The sequence below is a fragment of the Bradyrhizobium sp. RT6a genome, assembly GCF_040547675.1.
Lineage (GTDB): Bacteria > Pseudomonadota > Alphaproteobacteria > Rhizobiales > Xanthobacteraceae > Bradyrhizobium.
Genome location: NZ_JBEPQC010000010.1, coordinates 231,948 through 256,615, shown reverse-complemented (window position 1 = coordinate 256,615; position 24,668 = coordinate 231,948). Strand labels below are relative to the sequence as shown.

Sequence of the window (24,668 nt, the reverse complement as noted above, 5' to 3'; positions counted from 1 at the left end):
GTGGGATGTAGGCACGAAATCTTGCCCGGCCAATGGCGCCTTTTGGCACAGCACCGAGTGTAGCGCGTTTTATGCTTAAGGGGAAACCCGATCCTGCCCGGAAATCGCGCATCTTCAATCGTTTAAGCCGCGGTTGCGCTGGATCGGTGGGATGGACGCCACAGTTGTGGGCGTGGCCGGAATTCCCCATCCGGGACCGTTCGTCCTTGTGGAACGAGGTAGCCCTATGTTAGCCAACCGCCGCGAAATTCAGCCCAATCGGGTAAGGAGACACTCTTATGACCAACGGTAACGGCACCCCTCCCGAGGCGGCCCAGGCTCCCCAGCTCAACGTCCTGGCGCAATATACCAAGGACCTCTCCTTCGAAAACCCGAATGCGCCCAGCTCGCTCCAGCAGCAGAGCCAGCCGCCCCAGATCAACATCCAGATCAATGTCAGCGCCAACAACCTCAGCGAACAGGAGTTCGAGGTGACTTTGTCAGTCGAGGGCAAGGCCGAGACCGCCGGCAAGATCATGTTCTCGTTCGAGCTCGCCTATGCCGGCGTGTTCCGCATCTCCAACGTGCCGAAGGACAATTTGCATCCGCTGGTCATGATCGAATGCCCGCGCCTGCTGTTCCCGTTCGCCCGTGAGATCATCGCCACTGCCGTGCGCGACGGCGGGTTCCCGCCTTTGATGCTGGATCCGGTCGACTTCGTCGGCCTCTATCGTCAGAACATGGAGCGGCAAATGGCCGCTCAGCCGGGCGGCCAGGCTTAACCAGCCGAAGCGACCGCTGGAGCGGGCAAGAACTCGTTCCAGATCGCCTTGTCGCCGAGCGTTGCGATGAAGGCCCGGTGGGCCTCGCGCTCGGCGTCTGAAATCCGCGGTGGAAGCGGCGCCGGCCGTTGACGCCGGGGCGCATCGGCAGCCCCATTGGCGCGAGTTTCCTCGGATTCCGAAGCCAGCAGCAGCTGCGATTGCCGCGCCCCGACCAGATCCACATAGACTTCCGCAAGCAACTCGGCGTCGAGCAATGCGCCGTGCTTGGTGCGGCGTGAATTGTCGATCGCATAGCGTGAGCAGAGATCGTCGAGCCGGTTCGACACGCCGGGATGCTTGCGCCGTGCCAGCAGCAGCGTATCGACCAGCCGCTCGCGCGGGATCGCCGCGCGCTTGATCCGGTCGAGCTCGGCATTGATGAAGCTGATGTCGAACGAGGCATTGTGGATCACCAGCGGCGCGTCGCCGATGAATTCCAGAAAATCGTCGACGACCTCGTGGAACAGCTGCTTCGTCGCCAGAAACTCGGCCGACAGCCCGTGCACCGCAAAAGCTTCTGCTGGCATATCCCTTTCGGGATTGATGTAGACGTGGAAACTTTGTCCCGTCGGCATGCGATTGAGCATCTCGACGCAGCCGATTTCGACCAGGCGGTCTCCCCGCAGCGGGTCGAGGCCGGTGGTTTCGGTGTCGAGAACGATTTCGCGCATGATCTGAAAAGCCGTGTCAGGCGGCGAATCAGGCGCGCCGCTGCGGCATCTTAACGACCTCAGCCAGGATGTGCGCGATTTGGGCGCGCACCGGCTCGAGTCCGTGTGACGTATCCACCACGAAATCGGCACGCTTGCGCTTTTCCGCGTCGGGTGTCTGCTTGGCGATGATGGCGTCGAGCTTGGCCTCGTCCATGGTGCCGCGCGCCAGCACGCGCTCGCGCTGCAGTTCCGGAGACGTGGTTACGACGACCACGGCATCGACCCTCGTCTCGCCGCCCGTCTCGAACAGCAGTGGAATGTCCAGCACCACCACCGGCGCGTTGGCGGCTTCGGCGTCAGCGAAGAATTTCTTCCGGGAAGCGCCTAGCATCGGATGGACGATCTGCTCCAGCTGCTTGATGGCGGCAGGATCGTGCACCACACGCGCCGAGAGTTTTGGCCGATCGACCTTGCCGTTCGCGGTGGTGCCGGGGAAGGCCGCCTCGATCGCGGGCGCAGCCTCACCCTCATAGAGCTGATGGACGGCCGCATCGGCATCGTAGACAGGGACGCCAGCCTCCGCGAATAATTTCGCGGTGGTCGATTTGCCCATCCCGATCGAGCCGGTCAGTCCCAGGATCCGCATCAGCACCCAGCCATATCTGCCATTCACACCGCAACTAGCCGCTCGCGCCGCAGGAACGCAAGCAGCGACAGCAGCGGCAAACCGAGAATGGTGAAGTGGTCGCCCTCGATGCGCTCGAACAAATGGATACCCAGGCTTTCGAGCTGATAGCCTCCGACGCTGGTGGTGACGGCATCGCCGGCGATGTCGAGATAGGCCGAAAGCTCGGCCTCCGTCATCTGCCGCATGGTGAGGCGCGCGACCGAGATGTCCTCGAAGATGATCTCGCCGTCGCGTGCTATCGCCACGGCGGAATTCAGCTCATGGCTATGGCCGGAGAGATCGCGCAGTTGCGCCAGCGCCTGGGCGCGGCCCGCAGGCTTGTTGAAGAGGCGATCGCCAAGCGCCAGCGTTTGATCCGCACCGATGACGGTGCTTCCGGCGTGATGGGTCGAGACTGCCTTGGCCTTTTCGCGCGCCAGCAGCAGGGCAATCTCGCGCGGATCAGAAAGCCCGGAGGCGGCCTGGATCTCGCGCTCGTCGATATCAGCCGTGATCGCCTTGAACTCGAGCCCGGCATTCGCCAGCAGCATCTTTCGCGCGCTGCTCTGCGAGGCCAGGATCAACGAAGATTTGCCGAGCCACAGACCCATCGCGAAACTATCCCAAAACTATTCAGAAGGCCGGTTACGCTGGCGATCGCTGTAGAGTTTCATGATCGCCGCGGCGGTTTCCTCGATCGAGCGCCGCGTGACGTCGAGCAGCGGCCAATCGTGCTTGGCGCTCAGCTTGCGGGCAAATGCGACCTCCTCGGCGACCGACTGCTTGTCGGTATAGGTGTCGCTGCTGGAATCGGCGCCCATGGAGAGCAAGCGGTTCGTGCGCACCTGGATCAAGCGTTCTGGCGTCGCATGCAAGCTCACCACCAGCGGTCGCGTCAACGTTTCCAATTGCGACGGCACCGGAATGCCGGGAACCAGCGGCACGTTGGCAGTGCGGATGCCTCGGTTGGCAAGATAGATCGACGTCGGGGTCTTGGAGGTGCGGGAGACACCGACGAGCACCACGTCCGCATCGTCGAGCCCTTCGACATGCTGGCCGTCATCGTGGATCATCGTGTAGTTCAACGCGTCGATGCGCTTGAAGTATTCGGCGTTGAGCACGTGCTGGGCGCCGACCCGGCCGGTCGTGGCAGCTCCGAGATAGGCCTCGAACAACTGCATCACCGGGCCGATGATCGACAAGCTCGGAACATTGATTCCTTTGCACTTGTCCTCGAGCCTGGAGACCAGATCCTTCTCGAGCAGCGTGAACAATACGATTCCCGGTGCTTCCTCGATCTCGTCGAGCACGCGATCGAGCTGTTTCTGGCTGCGCACCAGCGGATAGACGTGTTCGACCGGCGTGACGTTGGCGTACTGGGCGGCAACGGCGCGCGCGACCGTGATCAGCGTCTCACCGGTGGAATCGGACACGAGGTGCAGATGGAAATAATTGTTCGAGGTCGGCACAAAAGCCCTTTGTATGAAGTCGGTGTGGTTTGTGGATTTCTGTGGACCTTAACCGCTCGGAAAGGGATGTGCGACACCGGGGGCGGGACAAGTGCCGATTTTCTTCACACCACTGCCCCTGAGAACAACTTCGACGCCCTGCCGAAAGGGAAACGGGATTGCGTCGATAACCCTCTTGATAAGCTGCCGACAGAAACGCGCAAGCCTTTGAAGCTGACCGACTTATCGAGAGCGGCCAGAGCGATCAGGGATATGTTGATGGATGTGAACAAGCGCGTGTGAACGGGCGGACGGAAATGTGTGAGTCCAATTCACCGTCACATAGACTCAAACCTTAAGAATCTAAGATTCTTATTGGAGAAGGGCGCTACGGACGGATATGTGTGCAGGCAAGACCTTAACGACTCCTTACTATCCCCAGCGTTCCCCTCCGCTGGGCAGGAATCCGGACCCCAGACATGTTTGAAGACGTCTATCTCTGGATCAAGGCGCTGCATGTGATCGCCGTCATCTCCTGGATGGCGGGCATGCTCTATTTGCCACGGCTATTCGTTTATCATTGCGAGGCCGAAATCGGCTCGAAGCAGTCGGAAACGTTCAAGGTCATGGAACGGCGGCTGTTCAAGGCCATCATCAACCCCGCCATGATCGTGACCTGGCTCGCCGGGCTTTATCTCGCCTGGGCCGGACACTGGTTCACTTTCGGCTGGCTGCACGTAAAACTGGCACTGGTCCTAGCGATGTCCGCGGTCCACGGCTTTTTTTCGCGCTGGTTGAAGGATTTCGCGGCGGACCGACGCCCCCGGAGTCAGAAATTCTATCGGATTATCAACGAAGTGCCGACTGCCTTGATGATTCTGATCGTCATCATGGTGATCGTGAAGCCGTTCTAGGCAGGGTCGTGAACAATCGCTCAGTGCTTCTGCTTGCGGAGTGTGAGGCGATTTTCTATATTAGCAATATCCCACCCAACGCAGGCGGATGTGGTTGTGTCTGAGCTTTCCAGAGGCCGGACACCCCATCAGGTTTGAAGCCTCACCGGCACTCTCCTTGCCAGACCTGCGGACCTTGCCTTTTCGCGTCCGCATTTCAGAGCCTCCTCGCACCCCCTCCCCAGGTTACCCCACAGGACCACCCCAATGCGGGAAATCAAACTCCAGGACCTCAAGTCGAAGACGCCGGCCGAGCTCGTCTCGTTCGCGGAAGAGAACGGGGTCGAGAATGCCAGCACCATGCGCAAGCAGGAGCTGCTGTTCGCCATCCTCAAGCAGCTTGCGCTCGCTGAGACCGACATCGTCGGCGAAGGCGTCGTCGAGGTTCTCTCCGATGGCTTCGGCTTCCTCCGCTCCCCCGATGCGAATTATCTGCCGGGACCGGACGACATTTACGTTTCGCCCTCGCAGATCCGCCGTTTTGGCCTGCGCACCGGCGATACCATCGAAGGCCACATCCGTAGCCCGAAAGAGGGCGAGCGCTATTTCGCGTTGCTGAAGGTCAACACGCTCAATTTCGAGGACCCGGAAAAGGCCAAGCACAAGGTCAATTTCGACAACCTCACGCCGCTGTTTCCGAATCAGCGCTTCCGCATGGAAATCGACGACCCGACGCGGAAAGACCTGTCTGCAAGGGTTATCGACATCGTCGCGCCGATCGGCAAGGGCCAGCGCGCGCTGATCGTCGCGCCGCCGCGCACGGGCAAGACCGTGCTGATGCAGAACATCGCGCATTCGATCGCGCATAATCATCCCGAGTGCTATCTGATCGTGCTCCTGATCGACGAACGTCCGGAAGAAGTCACGGACATGCAGCGCTCGGTGAAGGGCGAGGTGGTGTCCTCGACCTTCGACGAGCCGGCGGTGCGCCACGTCCAGGTCGCTGAGATGGTGATCGAGAAGGCCAAGCGTCTGGTCGAACATGGCCGCGACGTCGTGATCCTGCTGGACTCCATCACGCGCCTCGGCCGCGCCTACAACACGGTGGTGCCGTCATCGGGCAAGGTGCTGACCGGCGGTGTCGATGCCAACGCGCTGCAGCGGCCGAAGCGGTTCTTCGGCGCCGCCCGCAACATCGAAGAGGGCGGCTCGTTGACGATCATCGCGACCGCGCTGGTCGATACCGGCAGCCGCATGGACGAAGTCATCTTCGAAGAGTTCAAGGGCACCGGCAACTCGGAGCTGATCCTCGACCGCAAGGTTTCGGACAAGCGGACCTTCCCGGCGATCGACATTTCGCGCTCCGGCACCCGCAAGGAAGAGCTGATCACCGATCCGGTGGTCCTGAAGAAGATGTACGTGCTCCGCCGCATCCTGAACCCGATGGGGACGATGGACGGAATCGACTTCCTGCTCGACAAGCTGCGCTCGACCAAGAGCAATTCCGAGTTCTTCGACTCGATGAACACCTGATTGCAGTGCAACATGATCAAAGGGCGCCTCCGGGCGCCCTTTTTTCGTTGTGCGGCTTTGCTGCAGCGAAGGTGCAACACGGCGGGGTTTTCGTCGCTTGGACTACATGTCGTCTAACATATTGATATAGTTGTTGAATGATTTGATAGAGGAGCGCTGCTCATTCCGTTGGGAGTGGCTTTTGCAGCAGACGCTCGCGAATTGGTGCATCGCAACATAGGTTTTGCTGCAGGAATTGGTGCAGCAAAATCACGCGATTTGTCGGCCAAAACGGACGTTTGCCTTTTTCCTGTCAGCCGGACAAATAGGCCATGCATCCGCGAGACCACACGATCTTTGCACTGTCGTCCGGCCGTCCGCCAAGCGCGCTTGCGGTGGTGCGCGTCTCCGGGCCATGCGCCAGCCTGGCGCTGACGACGCTGGCGGGCAAGCTGCCGGCGCCGAGACAGGCCAGCCGCCGGCTGCTTCATGACGGCGCGGGCCGGCCGATCGACGATTCGGTGGTGTTGTGGTTTCCAGGCCCCGCCAGCGCGACTGGCGAGGACGTCGCCGAATTTCACGTCCATGGTGGTCGCGCGGTGCTGGCCGCACTCCTCACCGCTATGTCCGCCATTCCGAATATGCGGGCCGCCGAGCCCGGCGAATTCACCCGGCGCGCCTTCGAGAACGGCAAGCTCGATCTGACCGAGGCGGAGGGCCTCGACGATCTCATTCATGCCGACACCGACCGCCAGCGCCGCCAGGCGTTAAGGCAGTTGCAGGGCCTCCTCGGCAATCGCGCGCGCGACTGGCGCGAGCGCATCATCGAGGCTTCGGCTCTGATCGAGGCCGGCATCGATTTCTCCGACGAGGGCGATGTACCCGCCGAGTTGATGGCGCCTGCCGTGAAGGCGATCAGTGCGCTGCACGACGAAATCGCAGAAGTCCTTGCGGCACAGGGACAAGCTGAACGTTTGCGCGACGGCTTGGTGGTCGCGATCGCCGGCGAGCCGAATGTCGGCAAGTCGACGCTCATCAACCAGCTCGCGCGCCGCGACGTCGCGATCGTCTCGCCGCATGCCGGCACGACACGCGATGTGATCGAGGTGCAGCTCGATCTCGATGGCTACCCCGTCACGGTGATCGACACCGCCGGCATTCGCGAGACTGACGATCCGGTCGAGCAGGAGGGTGTACGCCGGGCGCGAGCGCGAGCCGAAGACGCCGACCTCGTATTGTGGCTGGTGGAGGCTGGGCGCGCCGTCGACCAAGCCGCGATGCCGCTGCTGGGGAAGTCTGGCAACGCAAGCAGTCCCTCCGGCGGCTCGGTCTGGATCGTGCGCAACAAGATCGATCTCGGCGGGGTCGAGGACGTCGGCCTGCGCGGTGAATTCGGAATTGCGGCGAGCCGGGGGGACGGCATTCCCGAGCTGGTCGATGCCCTGGTGAAATTCGCCGCCGAGTTTTTCGGAACAACCGAGGGCGCGTTGGTAACCCGGGCCCGGCAGCGGGATTTGCTGCGCCGGGCGTCGGACAGCTTGCGCCGGAGTCTAGAGCTTGTAGAAGACGGCGAGGAGCTTGCCGCCGAAGAGCTGCGCGCCGCCGCCTATGCCTTGGGCCGGCTGCTGGGTCGGGTGGATGTCGAGGACGTCCTTGGGGCCATTTTCCAGAAATTCTGTGTTGGAAAGTAGAACTAGTTCTTCATTGTAGAACTAGCCTTTGTTCCAATTCTTCGTTTCACGTGAAACGCAGCCGGCGCTGTTCCGCGATGGCGCCTTTAAGGAGCTGGTGTGCGGAAGGGGCGCAATGTCGGGAGTACGGCTCTGCCGTTGGCCTTTCCAATCGTCCCCCTCACGGGTTGCGACCTACGGACCACGCGTTTCCCTTCATAATCCCCATTTTCCCCTCACTAAAAATGGTAATCTTTCCAAGGGCCATTCTACTGTGCATGGGGTTGTTTTTGCGGAAAACACTTGGGCTCCCCTTGCCTCGTTTCACGTGAAACAACCGCCCCCTCCAGTTTCCACTTCCGGCTTCCCTGCCTGTGAGTTAGAAGTCCGCCCATGCGAACAGAGCGAGAGAGCTTCGACGTCATCGTGATTGGCGGCGGCCACGCCGGCTGTGAGGCTGCGGCGGCCTCAGCCCGGATGGGCGCGGCGACCGCTTTGGTGACGCATCGTTTCTCCACGGTCGGCGCGATGTCCTGCAATCCCGCCATTGGCGGCCTCGGCAAGGGCCATCTGGTTCGCGAGGTCGACGCGCTCGATGGTGTGATGGGCCGGGTCGGCGACGCCGGCGGCATCCAATTTCGCGTCCTCAATCGCCGTAAGGGCCCCGCGGTCCGTGGTCCGCGCGCGCAGGCCGACCGGAAGCTCTATGCCGCCGCGATGCAGGCAGCGATCCGGGAGACCGAGGGTCTTTCCGTTGTCGAAGGCGAGGCGGAAGAGCTGATCGTGGTCGAGGGGCGGGTGACCGGCCTGCGCCTGGCAGACGGCCGCGAACTTCGGGCAGGGGCTGTCGTCGTCACCACCGGCACCTTCCTCCGCGGTCTGATCCATCTCGGAGAGAAGAACTGGCCGGCCGGCAGGGTTGGCGAGGCGCCGGCAATGGGTCTTTCAGCCTCCTTCGAGCGCGCCGGGTTCACGCTTGGACGGCTGAAGACAGGGACTCCGCCGCGTCTAGACGGCACGACGATCGACTGGTCGGCGGTCGAAAGGCAGCCGGGGGACGAGCCTCCGGAGCCGTTTTCGGTGATGACCGATCGGATCACGACGCCGCAGATCCAGTGCGGGATCACCCGGACCAATTCCGCCACCCACGACGTGATCCGGGCCAATGTCCATCGCTCTCCGATGTACTCCGGCCAGATCAAGAGCTCCGGACCGCGCTATTGCCCCTCGATCGAGGACAAGATCGTTCGCTTCGGCGATCGCGACGGTCACCAGATCTTTCTGGAGCCGGAAGGGCTCGACGACAGCACTGTCTATCCCAACGGCATCTCGACCTCGCTGCCGGAGGACGTTCAGCTCGCCATCCTCGCAACCATTCCCGGCCTGGAGCGAGTGAAGATGGTCCGGCCGGGCTATGCCATCGAATACGACCACGTCGATCCCCGTGAGCTCGATCCGACCCTCCAGACCAAGCGTCTGCGCGGCTTGTTCCTGGCCGGGCAGATCAACGGCACGACCGGATACGAGGAAGCCGCCGGCCAGGGCATCGTGGCCGGGCTGAACGCGGCGTTGGCGGCGAGCGGCGCCGCGCTGACGGTGTTCGACCGGGCGGAGGGCTATCTCGGCGTCATGATCGACGACCTCGTCACCCGCGGCATCAGCGAACCCTATCGGATGTTCACCTCCAGGGCCGAGTACCGGCTGACGCTGAGGGCCGACAATGCCGATCAGCGTTTGACCGAGAAGGGCATCGCGTTGGGATGCGTCGGGAGCGCCCGGACCGTGCATCATCGCGCCAAGATGGACGCCCTGAACGCCGCCCGGACGCTCTCGAAGTCGCTCACGATCACTCCGAACGAAGCGATCAAGCACGGTCTGTCCCTGAACCGGGACGGCCAGCGGCGGTCGGCCTTCGAGCTGATGGCCTATCCCGACATCGGCTGGAGCCAGGTCCGTGCGATCTGGCCGGAGCTCGCCGCCATTGATCCCGTCATTGCCACCCATCTCGAGATCGACGCGAAGTACGACGTCTATCTGGAGCGCCAGAGCGCCGACGTGGAAGCCTTCAGGCGAGACGAGGGGATGGTGCTGTCCGACGTCGATTACCAGCAGGTCCCCGGTCTCTCCAACGAGGTGAGGGCCAAACTGGAGAAGGCGCGGCCGTTCACCGTTGGCCAAGCCGGTCGAATCGACGGCATGACGCCGGCGGCCCTCGGTATCCTTGCGGCCTATCTTCGCCGCGAAGCGCGGAAGACTTCCAAAGCAATCGCATAGGTTTCACGTGAAACAGCGCGGGCCGGGCGGCGGCAGATCGTCATCAGGAAAACCCCCGGCGGGTGAGGGTGCCGGTCGTCGCTCCGACCCGGCGCCAACCCGGCCGAAGATCGACAAGGCCAGCGCCAACGATCGATCCCTGGACGCCGTGATCGCGGCCGACAAGGTTGCGGCGCTCAAGCTCGCGCCCGTTTCACATGAAACCGAGGCCCGGCTCGATCGCTACATCGCACTGCTCCGGGAGTGGCAGGCCAAGACCAACCTAGTCGCGCCCTCGACATTGCCGCATCTCTGGACCCGGCACATCGCCGATTCGCTTCAGCTCGTCGCTCTCGCCCCGTCCGCCCAACGCTGGGCCGACCTCGGCAGCGGCGGCGGCTTTCCCGGAATCATCCTGGCCTGCGCCATGGCAGGAACGGCCGGCGCGAGCGTCCATCTGGTCGAGCGAATCGCCAAGAAGGCGGCCTTCCTGCGCGAAGCCGTCCGCATAACTACATCTCCCGGAGTCGTACATCTCGCTGAGATCGGGGATAATGTGGATAGAATCACCGGCCCGGTCGATTGCGTCACCGCGCGTGCGCTGGCTCCGCTACATCAACTTATCGGCTTTGCGGAGCCGCTGATGCGCCAGGGCGCAAAAGCGTTGTTTCTCAAGGGTCAAGATGTAGAGTCTGAATTGACCGAAGCTACTAAATATTGGAATATTCAGCCGCAGCTCCACCAAAGCCGAACAGGCGACGGTTGGATCGTCGAGCTGGCTTCCGTCGAGCGGCGCGGGTGAGGCGTCACGGGCTGAGTGGGGAATTTGCGATGAGCGTGATTGACGAGCCGCAGCAAGAACAGACCGCCGCCGTCCCGCAGGGCCATCCGCGCATCCTGGCGCTGGCCAATCAGAAGGGCGGCGTGGGAAAAACAACCACGGCGATCAATCTCGGCACGGCGCTCGCTGCGATCGGCGAACGTGTCCTGATCGTCGATCTCGATCCGCAGGGCAACGCCTCGACCGGCCTCGGCATCGATCGCCGCAATCGCTCCTGCTCGACCTATGACGTTCTTGTCGGGGAGGCGAGCCTGCGGGAAGCGGTGGTCTCGACGGCTGTGCCGCGGCTGCATATTGCGCCCTCGACCATGGATCTCTCCGGCCTTGAACTCGAGCTCGGCACCACGCCCGGTCGTGCGTACAAGCTCCGTGACGCGATCAGCGCGCTCAACAACAACGTCTCTCCCGACGCCGATTATACCTACGTACTGATCGACTGTCCGCCCTCGCTCAACTTGATCACCGTGAACGCGATGGCGGCTTCCGACGCGATCCTGGTGCCGCTCCAGTGCGAGTTCTTCGCGCTCGAAGGTTTGTCGCAATTGCTGCAGACGGTGGAGCAGGTACGCTCGACGCTCAATCCGAACCTGTCGATCCACGGCATCGTGCTGACCATGTTCGACTCGCGCAACAATCTCTCGAACCAGGTCGTTGCCGACGTCCGGCAGTTCATGGGCGAGAAGGTCTACAAGACCATGATCCCGCGCAACGTGCGCATCTCGGAGGCGCCGTCCTACGGCAAGCCGGTGCTGGTCTACGACCTCAAATGCGTCGGCAGCGAAGCTTATCTGCGGCTCGCCACCGAAGTAATCCAGCGCGAGCGCGAGCTGCGGACGACGCATTGATGTTGCCGTAGGGTGGGTTAGCCGAAGGCGTAACCCACCACTGTCGATCTCCGCGGAAACAGAAGAGGTGGGTTACGCCGAGCAGATACGCTTCGCGCATCTGCAGGGCTAACCCACCCTACGATTCGAAATTCAGTTCTGGAGTGCTGCAGCGTGAATCCAAGGGAGCTGGCGATGGCCGACGAAGCGCGTTCGCGATTGGGCCGGGGTCTTGCGAGTCTGATCGGTGACGTCGGGGGCGAGGCTCAGCATGTCGATCGGCCGCGCGCGCAGCGCAAGGTGCCGATCGAGTTCATCAAGCCCAATCCGCGCAACCCGCGCCGCACCTTTTCGGAAGCCGAGCTCAGGGAGCTTAGCGATTCGATCAGGCAGCACGGCGTGATCCAGCCGATCGTGGTGCGCCCGGTGAAGGGGGCGCAGGACCGCTTCGAGATCATCGCCGGCGAGCGGCGCTGGCGCGCCTCGCAAATGGCCGGCCTGCACGAAGTGCCGATCGTTCCCGTCGACATCAGCGACAGCGATGCGCTGGAGTTCGCGATCGTCGAGAACGTGCAGCGCGAAGACCTCAACCCGATGGAAGAGGCGCTCGGCTATCACGCGCTCGCCAACGAGTTCAAACGCAGCCAAGACGACATCGCCAAAGTCGTTGGCAAGAGCCGCAGCCACATCGCCAACATGATGCGGCTGACGAAGCTTCCTGCGGAGGTACAAGCGTTGATCACGAGCGGCGAACTGACCGCCGGTCACGCCCGCGCGCTGATCGGCGTGCCTGATCCGCTCGCGGCTGCCAAGCGCATCGTCGAAGAGGGCCTCAACGTCCGCCAGACCGAGGCGCTGGCGCATGAAGAAGGCGTACCGGAGCGCAAGCCGCAGAAGGCGCGCACGGGAGCGAAGGAAAAGGACCCTGATACGGTCGACCTGGAGAAGCGCGTCAGTGACGCGCTCGGGCTCAAGGTCACGGTGAGCCACCGCGATCCCGGCGGCTCTGTCCAGATCAACTACCGCAACCTCGATCAGCTCGACGAGGTCATGCGGCGGTTGGCAAAGGGCGCGGTGTAAGCCGCTTGGTGTCGTCCTGCGAAAGCCAGGACGACATGCCGATCGACAGGTCATTGCGAACGTAGCGAAGAACTCCAGAATCTTTCCGCGGAGAGATTCTGGATTGCTTCGTCGCAAGGGCTCCTCGCAATAACGAGGGGACAGAGCGGGTGCTCAGCCCCGCCGCTTCGCGTTCGCGGCGATCGCCATCAGCGTGCGCTGGGCGATGGCGGCGGCGAGGGTGGATTGCTTGCGGGTGTCGAGCGCGGCGGTCGCGAGCTGCTCGATGATGGCAGCGAGCCGCGCCACGCTGAAATTACGCAGTGCGGTTTCGACCGCGGGCTTCCGCGAAAAATGCAGGCGCGGGTAGCCGCTGTCGAGCACTGCGGAAGTGGGCGTGCCGTCGGCGATTGCGAGCGCGGATTTGTGCAGCCACGCCGCCTGACGCTGCGCCGCAGAAATGATCACGCCGGGGTAGGTGCCGGCGATCATGGCTTTGGCAAACTCGTTCTCGACGATCTCGGGCCGGCCGGCGAAGGCACCATCGACGATCGGATCGAGCTTCAGCTCCGACGCATCGGCGACGACAGCCATCACGTCATCCAGCGTGATCTCGCCCTTGCCATGGGCATAGAGCGTGAGCTTGCGCAGCTCGTTGCGGGAGGCCTGGCGGTCGCCGCCGAGGAACGACATCAGCGCCGCGCGGGCATCCTGCGCGATGCGCAAATTGGCGATGCGAAGCTCGTCTTCCATCAGCTTGGCGAGGTCGCGCTCGGTATCGGGATAGCAGGCGATCGCGACGGCCGTCTTGGCGCGTTCGCAGGCCTTGCGCAGTGGCGATTCCGGGCGCAGCTCGCCGGCCTCGATCACGATGCGGCAATCCTTGACGCCCATCTCCGCCAGCGTGTCGATAGCGCTCGCAAAGCTGCGCGAGCCGGCGCGCACCCGGATGGCGCGGCGGCCCCCGAACAGCGGCACCGTCATGGCTTCGTCGACGAGGCGCGACGGCTCGGCAGAGAGTTCGTCGCCGTCGACCTTGACCAGTGAAAAGGGATCGTTGAGATCGTCGACAGCCGAGGCGATCAGCGCATCCGCGCGTTCGCGGACCAGGCCGGCGTCAGGACCATAGAGCAGGATGATCGGACGGCCCGCATCGGGGCGGGCGAGAAAGGCGTCGATCTCTTTTCCGCGCAGCGCGACCATGTTGCCTGGGCTTCGTCATTCCGGGCGAACCGGGATGACGGGATGAATTAAGTGCCCGCGGTGAAGAACGAGGCGAGGCGAGTCGTGATGTTCTCTGCGATCTCGTTGGCGGCACGATCCTCGGCATCACGTATCGCGCGGTTGCGGCTGAAGCGCTGATAGGAGCCGGGCATGTCGTAGGACACGCGGGAGAACGTCGTGCCGGTCATCACCGACCTGCCGCTGACCACCTCGATCAGATTGTACTGGGCGTCGAGGCCGTAGTTTTCGCTGCTCGGCAGGCCGGTATTGGGATTGACGATCAGCGACGTCTTGCTGCTTGCGAAGCGGATCTCGAGGCGGTGGGTCGGCGGCATGCCGGTGGCGGTGCCATAGAGCTTGAAGGCCAGCGCGTTGCGGACCTCGACGCCGACGCGGGCCTCGCGCGACGCATTGGCCTTGGCGATCGGGGGCAGATCGACCCCCATCAGCTTTTCGCGCAGGCCGGGGGTGCCGTCGGTGTGCTCGGCATACATCGGGTGGAAGCAGCCGGCCGTCATGGCCGCCAGTGCGGCGACCGCCAGCAAGCGGGCTGCGATGCGGATCCTAGCCGACAACATTCACGATCCTCTTGGGGACGATAATCACCTTGCGGACGGGCTTGCCGTCCAAGGCCAGTTTTACCGCATCGAGGGCCAAAACGGCAGCCTCGATTTCCGGATTCTCGGCCGCTGTTGCAACTGTGACCTCGCCTCGCTTCTTGCCGTTGACCTGAACCACCAGGGTCACACTGTCTTCAACCAGCAAATCGCGTTCGATTTGGGGCCAATTGGCCTCGGAAACCAGCCCGCTGTGGCCCAGAACCTGCCAACACTCCTCGGCCAGATGCGGCATCATCGGGGAGAACAGCTGGACCAGGATCTGGCTGGCCTCCCGGATCGCCCAGGCCAAGTCTGGAGCCGGCTGGCCGGGACGCTGCAAGACCTCCGCAAACGAATTGGTGAATTCGCGGATATGGGCGAGGCAGACGTTGAAGTGCAGCCGCTCGATCCCGGTGGTGACCTTGTCCAGCGCGCCATGGGCGGCCTTGCGCAAGGCGGTGGCGTCCGGGCCGAAGCTGGCCGGCCGGGCCGCCGGCGCGGTCTTGCCGGGCTCAATTGAGTCGTTCACCAGCCGCCACAGCCGCTGCACGAACCGCGAGGCGCCCTGGACGCGCTCATCGCTCCAGATCACGTCGCGCTCGGGCGGGGAGTCCGACAGCATGAACCAGCGCGCAACGTCGGCGCCGTAGGTCTCGATGATGTCGTCGGGGTCGACCGTGTTCTTCTTCGACTTCGACATCTTCTCGATCGGGCCGATCTGGATGTCTTCGCCTGACGTCAGCAGCGTGGCGCGGCGACCGTTCGCGCCGGTCTCGACCTTCACCTCGACCGGCTGGACGTAGGTGCCGTCGGCCTTCTGGTAGGTCTCGTGCACGACCATGCCCTGCGTGAACATGCCGGCGAACGGCTCGTCCAGTGCGATGTGCCCGGTCGCCTTCATCGCACGGGTGAAGAAGCGGCTGTAGAGCAGATGCAGGATCGCGTGCTCGACGCCGCCGATATACTGGTCGACCGGCAGCATGCGGTTGGCGACCTCTGGCGTCGTCGGCGCGTTCTCGTTCCAGGGATCGGTGAAGCGCGCAAAGTACCAGGACGAATCCACGAAGGTGTCCATGGTGTCGGTTTCGCGGCTAGCCTTGCCGCCGCATTTGGGGCAGCTGACGTGCTTCCAGGTCGGGTGATGATCGAGCGCGTTGCCCGGCTTGTCGAAGCTCACATCCTCCGGCAGCACCACCGGGAGGTCGGCATCCGGCACCGGCACCACGTCACACCTCGGACAGTGGATGACAGGAATCGGGCAGCCCCAATAACGCTGGCGCGATATGCCCCAGTCGCGCAGGCGGAAATTCACCTGGCGCTCGCCGACCGGCGCGTTGCCGCGCAGCTCGCTCTCGAGACGCTTCGCCACCTCGTCCTTGGCCTGATCGATGGTCATGCCGTCGAGGAAGCGCGAATTGATCATGCGGCCGTCACCGTCATAGGCGGTATCGGTGATGACAAAGCTCTTGGGATCCTGGCCTTCGGGGCACACCACCGGCGTGTTGCCGAGAGCATACTTGTTGACGAAGTCGAGGTCGCGCTGGTCGTGTGCGGGACAGCCGAAAATGGCGCCGGTGCCGTATTCCATCAGCACGAAGTTGGCGACATGGACCGGCAGCTTCCAGCTTGGATCGAACGGGTGAACCGCGCGGATGCCGGTATCGAATCCCTGCTTCTCGGCGGTGTCGATGATCTCCTGCGCCGTGCCCATCCGCTTGATCTCGCCGATGAACTCGGCGAGCTTCGGATTCTTCGCGGCGGCCGCCTGTGCCAGCGGATGATCGGCCGAGATCGCCATGAATTTCGCGCCGAACAGCGTATCGGGGCGCGTCGTGAAAATCTTCAGTTCGCTCTCGCCGGCCGGCGTCGTCGCCGCGTCGAGCGCGAAACGGATCAGCAGGCCCTCGGACCGGCCGATCCAGTTGCGCTGCATCAGCCGCACCTTGTCGGGCCAGCGGTCCAGCGTATCCAGTGCCGACAGCAGCTCCTGCGAGTACTTCGTGATCTTGAAGACCCACTGGCTCATTTCCCGTTGTTCGACGACGGCGCCCGAACGCCAGCCTTTGCCGTCGATCACCTGCTCGTTGGCGAGCACGGTCATGTCGACGGGGTCCCAGTTCACCTTGCGCTTTTCGCGCTCGGCGAGGCCTTCGCGCAGGAAGTCCAGAAACAACTTCTGCTGGTGCTTGTAGTAGCTGGGATCGCAGGTCGCGATCTCGCGGCTCCAGTCCAGCGACAGCCCGATCGAGCGGAGCTGCTTCTTCATCGCGGCGATGTTGTCGTAGGTCCAGGCCTTCGGCGCCACCTTGCGCTCGATCGCGGCGTTCTCGGCCGGCAGGCCGAAAGCGTCCCAGCCCATCGGGTGCAGCACGTTGAACCCCTTTGCGCGCATGAAGCGGGCCAGCACGTCGCCGAGCGTGTAATTGCGGACATGGCCGATATGGATGCGCCCCGACGGGTAGGGGAACATCTCCAGCACATAGTATTTCGGCCGCGGATCGTCGTTCTTGGAGACGAAGATCGCCTGTTGGTCCCAGGCGGCTTGCCAGCGCGGTTCGGCGTCGCGGGCGTTATAGCGTTCGGAGGTCATGGAATCGTTGGGTTTTCGTGGATCTGGGCCGTCTAAAGACGGCGGACTAGGCCATAGAAGTCCTCAAGGGGTCAATGGGTTGCCGCAATTCGGGAACCTTCGGCGCTGCACCGCATAACTACTGAGGCCGCGTTGGGGCGTGATTAAGGGGTCGATGCGAGTTTGCGACTGACCAGAATTCTCAAGACTTGTGATGGACGCCAGCTTCGACGATCCCGATTACGACTATGCCGCGTCCGTTGCCGAACGGGCGATGCGGAGCATGGCCGAACAGCGGATCCCTGCCACGCCGGCCAATTTCGCCGTCTGGTTCCAATATTTCGCGGGAAGCCATGACGATCTGCGCAACGCGATCGATCTCCTGATCGATCACAATCGGCCCTTCGACCTCAGGACCAATCAGGATCTGTTCGAGACCTACGTCGCGCCCCAGGTGAGTGCCATCGTCGTCGACACGTCCGAGCGGCTCCACACCCTTATGGGCGCGGCGAAGGATTTTCTGGCAACCGCGATTGCCGACAACCACTCCCAGATGCAGGCGATCAACGAGGTCGCGGACCAGGGCAAGGCCGGTGTCGACCCCAAAGCGCTCGTTGCCCAGCTCATGAACGAGTTGGGCCGCGCCGCCGCCCGCGCGACGCGGCTCGAGGCAGGCTTCGCGGAAAAGACCCGCGAGCTCGACGTGATCCGCGCCTCTCTCTCCAGATCCGAGGAGCGTGCCCGGACCGATACGCTCACAGGTCTCGCCAACCGGCGGGCGCTCGATGAATTCCTGCGCAAGGCGCAGACAACTGCGGACTGGGGCGAGCCGCTCAGCGTGCTGATGCTCGACATCGACCACTTCAAGACCTTCAACGACAGTTTCGGTCACGGCGTCGGCGACCAGGTGCTGCGCCTTATGGCCAAGGTGCTGCGCGAAAAAGTCCGCGAGCAGGACCTGTCGGCCCGTTATGGCGGCGAGGAGCTGATCGCGGTATTGCCGGATGCCGATCTCACCGTCTGCGCCCAGATTGCCGAGCGCATCAGGCACGCGATCGCGGAATGCAGGATCACGCGCCGGTCGACCGGCGAGGTCCTTCCCCATATCAGCGTGTCGATTGGTGTTGCGCAGTACCGGAGCGGCGAAGCGATCACCGATTTCATCGAGCGCTGCGATCGCGCGCTCTATCTCGCCAAGAACAGCGGCCGCAATCGCGTGGTCACCGAGAGCGAACTCGATCGCACCGGGGCTGCGGGTTAGCCCTCAACCCGCCATCATCATTTCCGCCGCGCCGTTGTCGATCACCGTGATGCCGTGTTCGACGACGTTGTTGCGGCCGCGGTGCTTGGCGGCGTAGAGCGCGGCGTCGGCGGCTTCGATCAAATCGCCCGGACGCAAGCTCTCGTTGGGCTTGGTCGCGGCAACGCCGATCGAGACGGTGACGATCATGTGGTCGGAGGTGATGTGCGGCAGGCAGAGCTTCAGCACGGCCGCGCGCGCCTGTTCGCCGATTTCGACGGCGCGCGCCACGTCGGTGTTCGGCAGCAACAGGCAGAATTCCTCGCCGCCGTAGCGGGCCGCGAAGCCCATCGTGTCGGCGGCGATGCCGGACAGTGATTCGCCGAGCCTGGTCAGGCACGAATCGCCTTCGAGATGGCCATAGGTGTCGTTGAACAGCTTGAAATGGTCGACGTCGATCATCAGAAGCGCGAGGTCGCTGCCATATTGCTGCGCGCGCATCCATTCGAAGTCGAGGCGGCTCTGGAAGCCGCGGCGGTTGGCGAGCCCCGACAACATGTCGATCGAGGCCATCACCGTGAGCCGGTCATTGCTCGCCATCAGCTCGCGTTCGCGCTGGCTGAGCTGCGCGGCCATCGCGTTGAACGCGCGGGCCAGCGGCACGAACTCGGCCGGCAGGCGATTGCGCGCGGCGCGCGCCGACAGATCGCCCTCGCCCAGACGCTTGGCCATGTCGGCGAGCATCCTGATCGGCTTGATCACCAGTTTCTCGGCTGCGATCAGCGCGCCGAGCAGCACGAATAGCACGACGAAAGCGAGCTGGAGATAGGCGGTGCGGATGTCGCGGCTCACGGCCGCGGACACCTTGTCCTCGTCGATGCTGGCGATCAGGCGGGCATTGGTCCCGGCGATGCGGATATAGCTGACCGCGCGGCGGGAGCCGTCGGCAGCGAGGAAAGAGAGTGAGCCTTCGTCCTGGTCCGACCTCAGCGCCTTGTCGGCGATCGCGGACATCAGCGGCATGTTGTCGAGCGGACGGCCGATCGCGCTATGCTGGTCGGCCGGTGCCGCCAGTACGATGCCTGCGCTGTCGACCAGCACGGCCGTGATGCCGGCGCGGCCACCCAGATTGCTCATGACCTTCGACATCCAGTCGAGGTTGACGGTGGCGAGCACGACGGCATCCGCTACGCCGCTAAAGGCGGACACCGGGTAGACCGCCATGACGGTCGGTGTTAGCACCGGGCGCGACAGGATGAAGTCGCTCAGCACGAAACGGCCGGTTTCCTGCGCCTGCTGGAAGTAGGGCCGGTCGCTGAGGTCGAGACCGACATACATGTTGTTGGTGGCGCACTGGATGCGTCCGTCCTGGCCGGCAATCAGAAGCGTGCGGATCCAGGGGAGATTTGACGGCAGGCTCGCGCGCAGCACGTCACAGCTCTTGCTGATGCCGCCGGCGGAGGCGCGGATGAAAGCTTCCGATTTCAGGATGGTCTCGACCGACGAGATCACCTCGCGCTGCGCATCGGCGCTGTGCCTTGCAACGGTGGTGAATTCGGCCGTGGCCTGCGCGATCTGCCGCGTGCGCGTGTCTTCAAGCGAACGGATGCGCTCGAACATCAGAGGCGTCACCAGAATCACCGCGAGCAACGCAAGCCGCGCCCGGATTCCGAGAACCTGCTTGAGTTTCGCTCGTTTGCGGTTGAAACTGACGTTTGCCATCTTCGCTGCCCACCCCGCAGCCAAGGTAAAGCAAAGGGTTCAAAAACTCTTTCTTGAACTCGGTAAAATTAGAACTAGCTCCGCAACAACAACTCCGATGCGACATCATGACTGAAGCCAACGCCGCGCCGCTAACCGGCCATTCACCAAACGCGCTCGCCGCGGTCGAAGCCGAAATCGCGCGCGCCTGCAAGGATGCGCGCCGCGAACGTGGCTCCGTGACGCTGATCGCGGTATCGAAAACTTTCGCCGCGGATGCAATTACCCCGGTCATCGACGCCGGACAGCGCGTATTCGGGGAGAATCGCGTGCAGGAGGCCAAAGGCAAGTGGCCCGCGTTAACTTCTGGTTACTCCGATATCGCGCTGCATCTGATCGGGCCGCTGCAATCCAACAAGGCGAAAGAGGCGGTCGCGCTGTTCGATGCCATCCATTCGGTCGACCGTCCGAGCATTTGCCAGGCGTTAGCCAAGGAAATCGAATCCCAGAACAAGCACCCGGAATTGTTTGTCCAGATCAATATCGGTGAGGAGCCGCAGAAGGCGGGCATCGCCCCCGGCGAGGCCGATGCTTTCATCGCGAGCTGCCGCGACAGCTATGGGCTGACGATATCGGGGTTGATGTGCATCCCGCCGGTAGACGAGCCGCCGGCGGCGCATTTCGCGCTGACCGCCAAGATCGCCGCGCGCAATGGATTGAAGAAGCTCTCGATGGGAATGAGCGCGGATTATGCGACCGCGATCATGCTCGGCGCCACCCATGTGCGCGTGGGAAGTGCGATCTTCGGGCACCGGTGAGAGCTGTAAGCCTGGGTCGCGCCCGGCAACGGCTATCGATTTCGTCATTGCGAGCGCAGCGAAGCAATCCAGAATCTTTCCACGGAGGGACTCTGGATTGCTTCGCTGCGCTCGCAATGACGGTGGTGTATGCGGGACCTATTCGAACCTCACCGACACCATCCCCAGCACGCCGAAATCCGCCGCGAAATGATCGCCCGCCTGGATCGGCAGCGGCGGATGGCACGTGCCCGTGGTCACCACCTCCCCTGCCCGCAAGGTGATGCCGAGGCCACGCAGCTCCTTCGCCAGCCAGACCAGGGCAATGCGGGGATCGCCGAGCACGTTCTTGCCGTAACCGAGATAGCGCTGGCCGCGCAGCGTGATCTGCGGCCGCTGCTCGACGAGATCCATGGCGCGCCAGTTCGCATTCGTCGCTGCGCCCAGCACGAACAGATGCGCACAAGCGTTGTCGGCGATCAGCTGCGCCTCGCCGGCGCTGACAAAATCAGCAAAGCGCGAATCGGGAATCTCGATCGCGGGATGCAAGCTGTCCACGGCGGCGAGCACCTCGTCGACAGGATACGGCGCCGCGCGCGGCGGCAGATCGCGCGCCATGCGGAAAGCGAACTCGGGTTCGCCGACGCGCATCGCGTTGCCCTTCATCGAGGCGGTGCCGCCATCGGCGATCACGGTGTCGCTCATGATCCGACCGGCCAGCGGTCCCGCGACATTGATGTGCTTCTGTCCGGACTCGCTCGTCGCCGCGATCTTCCAGCCGAATAATGTCCCGCTGAGCGCAGCCTGCACGGCGTAACCCTCGGTGCGGTTCTGAGGCCGCAACCGTGGCTCCAGTGCGTCTAACTTGGTGCCGTCGCGCCAATGTTTGACCAGAACCTGCGAGGCGGCGGCGATCTGATCCCTGTCGAGCATGTGTCCTCACCCGATGATGATTTTTGTTTTTGGTCCCAGCCGCCGCAGCAATTGTCGCATCGCCGCTTTGCTCATCGAGACGCAGCCTGCGGTCGGGCCGAAATTGTCGCGCGCCAGATGCAAAAACACCGCGCTGCCCCGGCCGGCGATCCGCGGCTTCGTATTGTGGTCGATCTCGATGATGAAGTCATAGAGATGGTCGGACCGCTTGAGCCGGTCACCGCCCTGCCCCTCGCCGAGCCGGATTCCCTGATTGTAGTGGCGGTCCTTGGGATCCTCGCACCAGGCGTCCTCGCCGGTGATGATCCGGGCCGGCAGGAAGGTCTGCGGGCGGCTGTGCCGGTCGCCCCGCCACCACAATCGCCTGGGACGGAAGCTGCCCCTCGGGGTGCCGCCATCGCCCTCGCGCTTGTTCGCCAGAATGCCGCCGCGTCCGAGCGCCACCGGAATCGTCAGCGCTCCGGCAGTCAGCCAACCCCGGCGCGGATTCCCGGCGGCAGGCTTAACGCGGATCGCCGAGAGCGGCCCGGCGCTTCGGTTCATGGTGTAACTAGCTGAAGCAGCTTTATTTTTCATGTGAACGTGCGATGTCGAATTCATTACAGGACATTCATCAAAACGGCCTGCTATTCTGGGTTAGAGTGGTTCTGGCTTGTGAATCGGTAACAGCCCACTACTTCAAGACGAACAACAATAATAATTGCGACCCCTAAACTTCCCTCTCGGCTGGGTGCAGCATGGATGCGCGCCGCGCCGGACCCCAAAAGGATGACCCCCTATGGCCAATGCCCGCAAGATCCTGATCGTGGATGACGATACCGATCTGCGCGATACGTTGGTGGAGCAATTGTCGCTGCACGAAGAATTCGAAGCCTCCGCGGTCGATACCGGCGCCAAGGGCGCGAGCGCCGCGAAGGCCAATGCCCCCGATCTCGTCCTGATGGATGTTGGCCTGCCCGACACGGATGGCCGCGAAGTGGTCCGTTCGTTACGCAAGGGTGGGTTCAAGGCTCCGATCATCATGCTCACCGGGCATGACACCGATTCCGACACGATTTTGGGGCTGGAATCCGGCGCCAACGATTATGTCGCAAAACCTTTCCGCTTCGCCGTGCTGCTGGCGCGCATCCGCGCCCAGCTCCGGCAGCACGAAGCCAGCGAGGACGCGGTGTTCTCGGTCGGCCCCTACTCCTTCCGGCCCGGCTCCAAAATGCTGACCGCCGCCAACGCGCGCAAGGTCCGGCTGACGGAGAAGGAAACCGCCATCCTCCGCTTCCTCTACCGGGCCGGCCAGATGCCGGTCTCGCGCGAGACCCTGCTCCAGGAGGTCTGGGGCTACAATTCTGGCGTCACCACCCACACGCTGGAAACCCACATCTACCGCCTTCGCCAGAAGATCGAGAAGGACGCCGCCAACCCGGAAATCCTGGTCACGGAAGCCGGTGGCTACAAGCTGGTGCCGTGATACGCTTCTGGGGCGTGCGAATCGTTTTAGATCGCATGCCCTTGAGCCCCGGACCTGAATGTCAATCGACGACGATGTAGCGCTTCTCGAGCGTGTCCCGACACTGCGCCTGTTGGGAGACGCTTCGTTGCGCATGCTGGCGATCGGCTCCGAGCAGCGTGACTTCGTCCGCGGCGACGTCCTGTTCAATCTTGGCGACGATGCCGATGCCGGCTTCGTGGTCCAGCGCGGCGCCTTCCGGGTCGACGACGGCGCCGGCGCGGAGATGATCGCAAGTCCCGGTGCGCTGATCGGCGAGCTCGCGCTGATCGTGCCGATGAAGCGGCCGTCGAGCGCGATCGCAATCGAGCACGCCTCCGTCATCCGCGTCGCGCGCAGCCTGTTTCAGCGCGTGCTCGAAAGCGATCCCGCCGCCGCCGTCCGCCTGCGCGATGAATTCGCGGTGCGCTCCAGCCAGATCGCCAGCGATATATTGATGGCCGGTGCGAAGCTGACGAGTTGAGTGTCTTAGCTTCGTCGCCCGGATGGAGCGAAGCGTAATCCGGGATTCTCGCCTACGGAAAGTCCGTCCCGGATTGCGCCTCGCTCCATCCGGGCTACGGATCTCCGGTAATCACAGATCGAGCGTCACCGTAACAGGCACATGGTCCGACGGCCGCTCCCAGCTCCGCGCGTCGCGCAAAATCCTGAAATCACTGACCGCATCTTTCAGCGCGCGCGAGACCCAGATGTGGTCGAGCCGGCGGCCGCGGTCGCCGACGGTCCAATCGGCGGAGCGGTAGCTCCACCAGGTGTAGACCTTTTCCGACAGCGGAATGCGCTCGCGGGCGACGTCGACCCACTCGCCGGCGGCGAGCGCGGCTTGCAGCTTCTCGGTTTCGACAGGCGTGTGCGACACCACTTTCAGAAGCTGCTTGTGCGACCAGACGTCGTTCTCATGCGGGGCAACGTTGAGATCGCCGACCAGGATGTGGCGATCCTCGCCGCGCGGATGCAACGGCTCGCACGCCTTCATCTCGTCGAGGAAGCGGAGCTTGTGATCGAATTTCTCGTTCAACGCGGGATCGGGAATGTCGCCGCCGGCCGGCACGTAGAAATTATGCACGACCAGGGGCTTCGCGATCCCAGCCTTCTCACCGAACGATACTGAGATGTGGCGTGAATCCACCTTGTCGCAGAAGGTGCGGATGTCCTTCGACTCGAACGGAATCTTCGAGACGATGGCGACGCCGTGATAACCCTTCTGCCCGTTCAACGCGACATGCTCATAACCGAGCCGCTTGAAGCGCTTCAGGGGAAAGGCGTCGTCGATGCACTTGGTTTCCTGGAGACACAGCACGTCCGGCCGCGCGCTCTTGAGAAATTTTGCGACCAGATCGATGCGCAGCCGCACCGAATTGATGTTCCAGGTTGTCAGGGAAAAACGCATGAGGGATGCGTCTTAGCATGGATTGATGCGGAGAAAATGCTTGTCCACAGCAAGTGGATTCGTAGGGTGGGTTAGCGCAGCGTAACCC

At 63.2% G+C, this 24,668-nt stretch carries 24 protein-coding genes; 13 read left to right on the top strand and 11 right to left on the bottom strand.

The features are described 5' to 3' along the window. Window positions 1–278 precede the first annotated feature (278 nt). Window positions 279–761, top strand: coding sequence for a protein-export chaperone SecB (gene secB / locus ABIC03_RS35160; RefSeq protein WP_275168980.1), 483 nt, complete (start codon window positions 279–281; stop codon window positions 759–761). Here the strand turns inward: secB and dnaQ are convergent. From dnaQ to ABIC03_RS35140, 4 genes are read right to left on the bottom strand one after another with little or no spacing between them, the layout of a single operon-like run. Continuing rightward, window positions 758–1,474: a DNA polymerase III subunit epsilon gene (gene dnaQ, locus ABIC03_RS35155; protein ID WP_275168982.1), complete on the bottom strand. Its 717-nt coding sequence runs from the start codon at window positions 1,472–1,474 to the stop codon at window positions 758–760. The genes secB and dnaQ overlap by 4 nt on opposite strands. Before the next feature lie 28 nt (window positions 1,475–1,502). Beyond that, entirely contained in the window at window positions 1,503–2,102 is a 600-nt protein-coding gene (coaE, locus tag ABIC03_RS35150) for a dephospho-CoA kinase (protein ID WP_275169152.1), read from the bottom strand. 23 nt (window positions 2,103–2,125) lie between these two features. Beyond that, the gene (locus tag ABIC03_RS35145; RefSeq protein WP_275168983.1) at window positions 2,126–2,734 is read right to left on the bottom strand and encodes a Maf family nucleotide pyrophosphatase; all 609 of its coding nucleotides are present in this window, start codon (window positions 2,732–2,734) and stop codon (window positions 2,126–2,128) included. 18 nt (window positions 2,735–2,752) lie between these two features. Then, window positions 2,753–3,592 carry a pyruvate, water dikinase regulatory protein gene (locus ABIC03_RS35140; RefSeq protein ID WP_018459640.1) on the bottom strand — a complete coding sequence of 280 codons (840 nt, stop codon included), beginning with the start codon at window positions 3,590–3,592 and terminating at the stop codon, window positions 2,753–2,755. 66 nt (window positions 3,593–3,658) lie between these two features. On the opposite strand from ABIC03_RS35140, the gene ABIC03_RS35135 reads away from it, so the two are divergent. The 8 genes from ABIC03_RS35135 to ABIC03_RS35100 all read left to right on the top strand — a co-directional run bounded on the left by ABIC03_RS35135 (window position 3,659) and on the right by ABIC03_RS35100 (window position 12,644). After that, window positions 3,659–3,874, top strand: coding sequence for a hypothetical protein (locus tag ABIC03_RS35135; RefSeq protein ID WP_354064965.1), 216 nt, complete (start codon window positions 3,659–3,661; stop codon window positions 3,872–3,874). Window positions 3,875–4,050: 176 nt separating this feature from the next. After that, the gene (gene hemJ / locus ABIC03_RS35130) at window positions 4,051–4,485 is read left to right on the top strand and encodes a protoporphyrinogen oxidase HemJ (protein ID WP_027514824.1); all 435 of its coding nucleotides are present in this window, start codon (window positions 4,051–4,053) and stop codon (window positions 4,483–4,485) included. Between the two features lie 246 nt (window positions 4,486–4,731). Next, complete coding sequence (gene rho / locus ABIC03_RS35125) at window positions 4,732–5,997, top strand: transcription termination factor Rho (RefSeq protein ID WP_007598612.1); 1,266 nt, start codon at window positions 4,732–4,734, stop codon at window positions 5,995–5,997. A gap of 311 nt (window positions 5,998–6,308) precedes the next feature. Next, complete coding sequence (gene mnmE / locus ABIC03_RS35120) at window positions 6,309–7,667, top strand: tRNA uridine-5-carboxymethylaminomethyl(34) synthesis GTPase MnmE (protein WP_354064963.1); 1,359 nt, start codon at window positions 6,309–6,311, stop codon at window positions 7,665–7,667. A gap of 372 nt (window positions 7,668–8,039) precedes the next feature. Further along, a complete protein-coding gene (mnmG, locus tag ABIC03_RS35115) occupies window positions 8,040–9,920 on the top strand; it encodes a tRNA uridine-5-carboxymethylaminomethyl(34) synthesis enzyme MnmG (RefSeq protein WP_354064961.1) in 1,881 nt (626 codons plus the stop codon). 7 nt (window positions 9,921–9,927) lie between these two features. Next, entirely contained in the window at window positions 9,928–10,701 is a 774-nt protein-coding gene (gene rsmG / locus ABIC03_RS35110; protein ID WP_354064959.1) for a 16S rRNA (guanine(527)-N(7))-methyltransferase RsmG, read from the top strand. Between the two features lie 29 nt (window positions 10,702–10,730). Next, entirely contained in the window at window positions 10,731–11,585 is an 855-nt protein-coding gene (locus tag ABIC03_RS35105) for a ParA family protein (protein WP_007598621.1), read from the top strand. 174 nt (window positions 11,586–11,759) lie between these two features. After that, window positions 11,760–12,644 carry a ParB/RepB/Spo0J family partition protein gene (locus ABIC03_RS35100; protein WP_354064956.1) on the top strand — a complete coding sequence of 295 codons (885 nt, stop codon included), beginning with the start codon at window positions 11,760–11,762 and terminating at the stop codon, window positions 12,642–12,644. Window positions 12,645–12,797: 153 nt separating this feature from the next. Here ABIC03_RS35100 and holA read toward each other — a convergent pair whose 3' ends face one another. From holA to leuS, 3 genes are read right to left on the bottom strand one after another with little or no spacing between them, the layout of a single operon-like run. Continuing rightward, window positions 12,798–13,826, bottom strand: coding sequence for a DNA polymerase III subunit delta (gene holA, locus ABIC03_RS35095; RefSeq protein WP_354064954.1), 1,029 nt, complete (start codon window positions 13,824–13,826; stop codon window positions 12,798–12,800). Window positions 13,827–13,873: 47 nt separating this feature from the next. Beyond that, a complete protein-coding gene (lptE, locus tag ABIC03_RS35090; protein WP_275168995.1) occupies window positions 13,874–14,425 on the bottom strand; it encodes an LPS assembly lipoprotein LptE in 552 nt (183 codons plus the stop codon). Further along, window positions 14,412–17,036 (bottom strand): leucine--tRNA ligase, encoded by a 2,625-nt coding sequence (gene leuS, locus ABIC03_RS35085; protein WP_354064952.1) that lies wholly within the window; start codon window positions 17,034–17,036, stop codon window positions 14,412–14,414. Before leuS ends, lptE begins: the two co-directional genes overlap by 14 nt. A 193-nt stretch (window positions 17,037–17,229) precedes the next feature. On the opposite strand from leuS, the gene ABIC03_RS35080 reads away from it, so the two are divergent. Beyond that, window positions 17,230–18,276: a GGDEF domain-containing protein gene (locus tag ABIC03_RS35080; RefSeq protein ID WP_354064950.1), complete on the top strand. Its 1,047-nt coding sequence runs from the start codon at window positions 17,230–17,232 to the stop codon at window positions 18,274–18,276. 3 nt (window positions 18,277–18,279) lie between these two features. Here ABIC03_RS35080 and ABIC03_RS35075 read toward each other — a convergent pair whose 3' ends face one another. After that, a complete protein-coding gene (locus tag ABIC03_RS35075) occupies window positions 18,280–19,977 on the bottom strand; it encodes a diguanylate cyclase domain-containing protein (RefSeq protein ID WP_275169001.1) in 1,698 nt (565 codons plus the stop codon). Window positions 19,978–20,084: 107 nt separating this feature from the next. On the opposite strand from ABIC03_RS35075, the gene ABIC03_RS35070 reads away from it, so the two are divergent. Beyond that, window positions 20,085–20,774, top strand: coding sequence for a YggS family pyridoxal phosphate-dependent enzyme (locus ABIC03_RS35070; RefSeq protein WP_354064948.1), 690 nt, complete (start codon window positions 20,085–20,087; stop codon window positions 20,772–20,774). Between the two features lie 138 nt (window positions 20,775–20,912). On the opposite strand, the gene ABIC03_RS35065 is transcribed toward ABIC03_RS35070, so the two are convergent. Beyond that, window positions 20,913–21,686: a 2-keto-4-pentenoate hydratase gene (locus ABIC03_RS35065; protein ID WP_354064946.1), complete on the bottom strand. Its 774-nt coding sequence runs from the start codon at window positions 21,684–21,686 to the stop codon at window positions 20,913–20,915. Between the two features lie 6 nt (window positions 21,687–21,692). Then, a complete protein-coding gene (locus ABIC03_RS35060; protein ID WP_354064944.1) occupies window positions 21,693–22,229 on the bottom strand; it encodes a L,D-transpeptidase family protein in 537 nt (178 codons plus the stop codon). A 235-nt stretch (window positions 22,230–22,464) separates the two neighbouring features. Here ABIC03_RS35060 and ABIC03_RS35055 point away from each other — a divergent pair, with 235 nt between their 5' ends. Further along, window positions 22,465–23,151 (top strand): response regulator transcription factor, encoded by a 687-nt coding sequence (locus ABIC03_RS35055; RefSeq protein ID WP_007598630.1) that lies wholly within the window; start codon window positions 22,465–22,467, stop codon window positions 23,149–23,151. 58 nt (window positions 23,152–23,209) lie between these two features. After that, window positions 23,210–23,653 carry a cyclic nucleotide-binding domain-containing protein gene (locus tag ABIC03_RS35050; RefSeq protein ID WP_007598631.1) on the top strand — a complete coding sequence of 148 codons (444 nt, stop codon included), beginning with the start codon at window positions 23,210–23,212 and terminating at the stop codon, window positions 23,651–23,653. A 111-nt stretch (window positions 23,654–23,764) separates the two neighbouring features. Here the strand turns inward: ABIC03_RS35050 and xth are convergent, their stop codons facing one another. Continuing rightward, window positions 23,765–24,580 (bottom strand): exodeoxyribonuclease III, encoded by an 816-nt coding sequence (gene xth, locus ABIC03_RS35045; protein ID WP_354064942.1) that lies wholly within the window; start codon window positions 24,578–24,580, stop codon window positions 23,765–23,767. Between the last annotated feature and the right edge of the window lie 88 nt (window positions 24,581–24,668).

Coding starts and splice junctions, on each gene's coding strand:
- holA (WP_354064954.1), bottom strand. CDS start 13,826: ATGGTCGCGCTGCGCGGAAAAGAGATCGACGCCTTTCTCGCCCGCCCC.
- ABIC03_RS35060 (WP_354064944.1), bottom strand. CDS start 22,229: ATGAACCGAAGCGCCGGGCCGCTCTCGGCGATCCGCGTTAAGCCTGCC.
- ABIC03_RS35055 (WP_007598630.1), top strand. CDS start 22,465: ATGGCCAATGCCCGCAAGATCCTGATCGTGGATGACGATACCGATCTG.
- ABIC03_RS35135 (WP_354064965.1), top strand. CDS start 3,659: ATGTGCGACACCGGGGGCGGGACAAGTGCCGATTTTCTTCACACCACT.
- xth (WP_354064942.1), bottom strand. CDS start 24,580: ATGCGTTTTTCCCTGACAACCTGGAACATCAATTCGGTGCGGCTGCGC.
- ABIC03_RS35100 (WP_354064956.1), top strand. CDS start 11,760: ATGGCCGACGAAGCGCGTTCGCGATTGGGCCGGGGTCTTGCGAGTCTG.
- ABIC03_RS35065 (WP_354064946.1), bottom strand. CDS start 21,686: ATGCTCGACAGGGATCAGATCGCCGCCGCCTCGCAGGTTCTGGTCAAA.
- ABIC03_RS35145 (WP_275168983.1), bottom strand. CDS start 2,734: ATGGGTCTGTGGCTCGGCAAATCTTCGTTGATCCTGGCCTCGCAGAGC.
- ABIC03_RS35050 (WP_007598631.1), top strand. CDS start 23,210: ATGTCAATCGACGACGATGTAGCGCTTCTCGAGCGTGTCCCGACACTG.
- hemJ (WP_027514824.1), top strand. CDS start 4,051: ATGTTTGAAGACGTCTATCTCTGGATCAAGGCGCTGCATGTGATCGCC.
- mnmG (WP_354064961.1), top strand. CDS start 8,040: ATGCGAACAGAGCGAGAGAGCTTCGACGTCATCGTGATTGGCGGCGGC.
- rho (WP_007598612.1), top strand. CDS start 4,732: ATGCGGGAAATCAAACTCCAGGACCTCAAGTCGAAGACGCCGGCCGAG.
- coaE (WP_275169152.1), bottom strand. CDS start 2,102: ATGCGGATCCTGGGACTGACCGGCTCGATCGGGATGGGCAAATCGACC.
- ABIC03_RS35105 (WP_007598621.1), top strand. CDS start 10,731: ATGAGCGTGATTGACGAGCCGCAGCAAGAACAGACCGCCGCCGTCCCG.
- secB (WP_275168980.1), top strand. CDS start 279: ATGACCAACGGTAACGGCACCCCTCCCGAGGCGGCCCAGGCTCCCCAG.
- ABIC03_RS35080 (WP_354064950.1), top strand. CDS start 17,230: ATGGACGCCAGCTTCGACGATCCCGATTACGACTATGCCGCGTCCGTT.
- dnaQ (WP_275168982.1), bottom strand. CDS start 1,474: ATGCGCGAAATCGTTCTCGACACCGAAACCACCGGCCTCGACCCGCTG.
- mnmE (WP_354064963.1), top strand. CDS start 6,309: ATGCATCCGCGAGACCACACGATCTTTGCACTGTCGTCCGGCCGTCCG.
- leuS (WP_354064952.1), bottom strand. CDS start 17,036: ATGACCTCCGAACGCTATAACGCCCGCGACGCCGAACCGCGCTGGCAA.
- ABIC03_RS35075 (WP_275169001.1), bottom strand. CDS start 19,977: ATGGCAAACGTCAGTTTCAACCGCAAACGAGCGAAACTCAAGCAGGTT.
- ABIC03_RS35070 (WP_354064948.1), top strand. CDS start 20,085: ATGACTGAAGCCAACGCCGCGCCGCTAACCGGCCATTCACCAAACGCG.
- lptE (WP_275168995.1), bottom strand. CDS start 14,425: ATGTTGTCGGCTAGGATCCGCATCGCAGCCCGCTTGCTGGCGGTCGCC.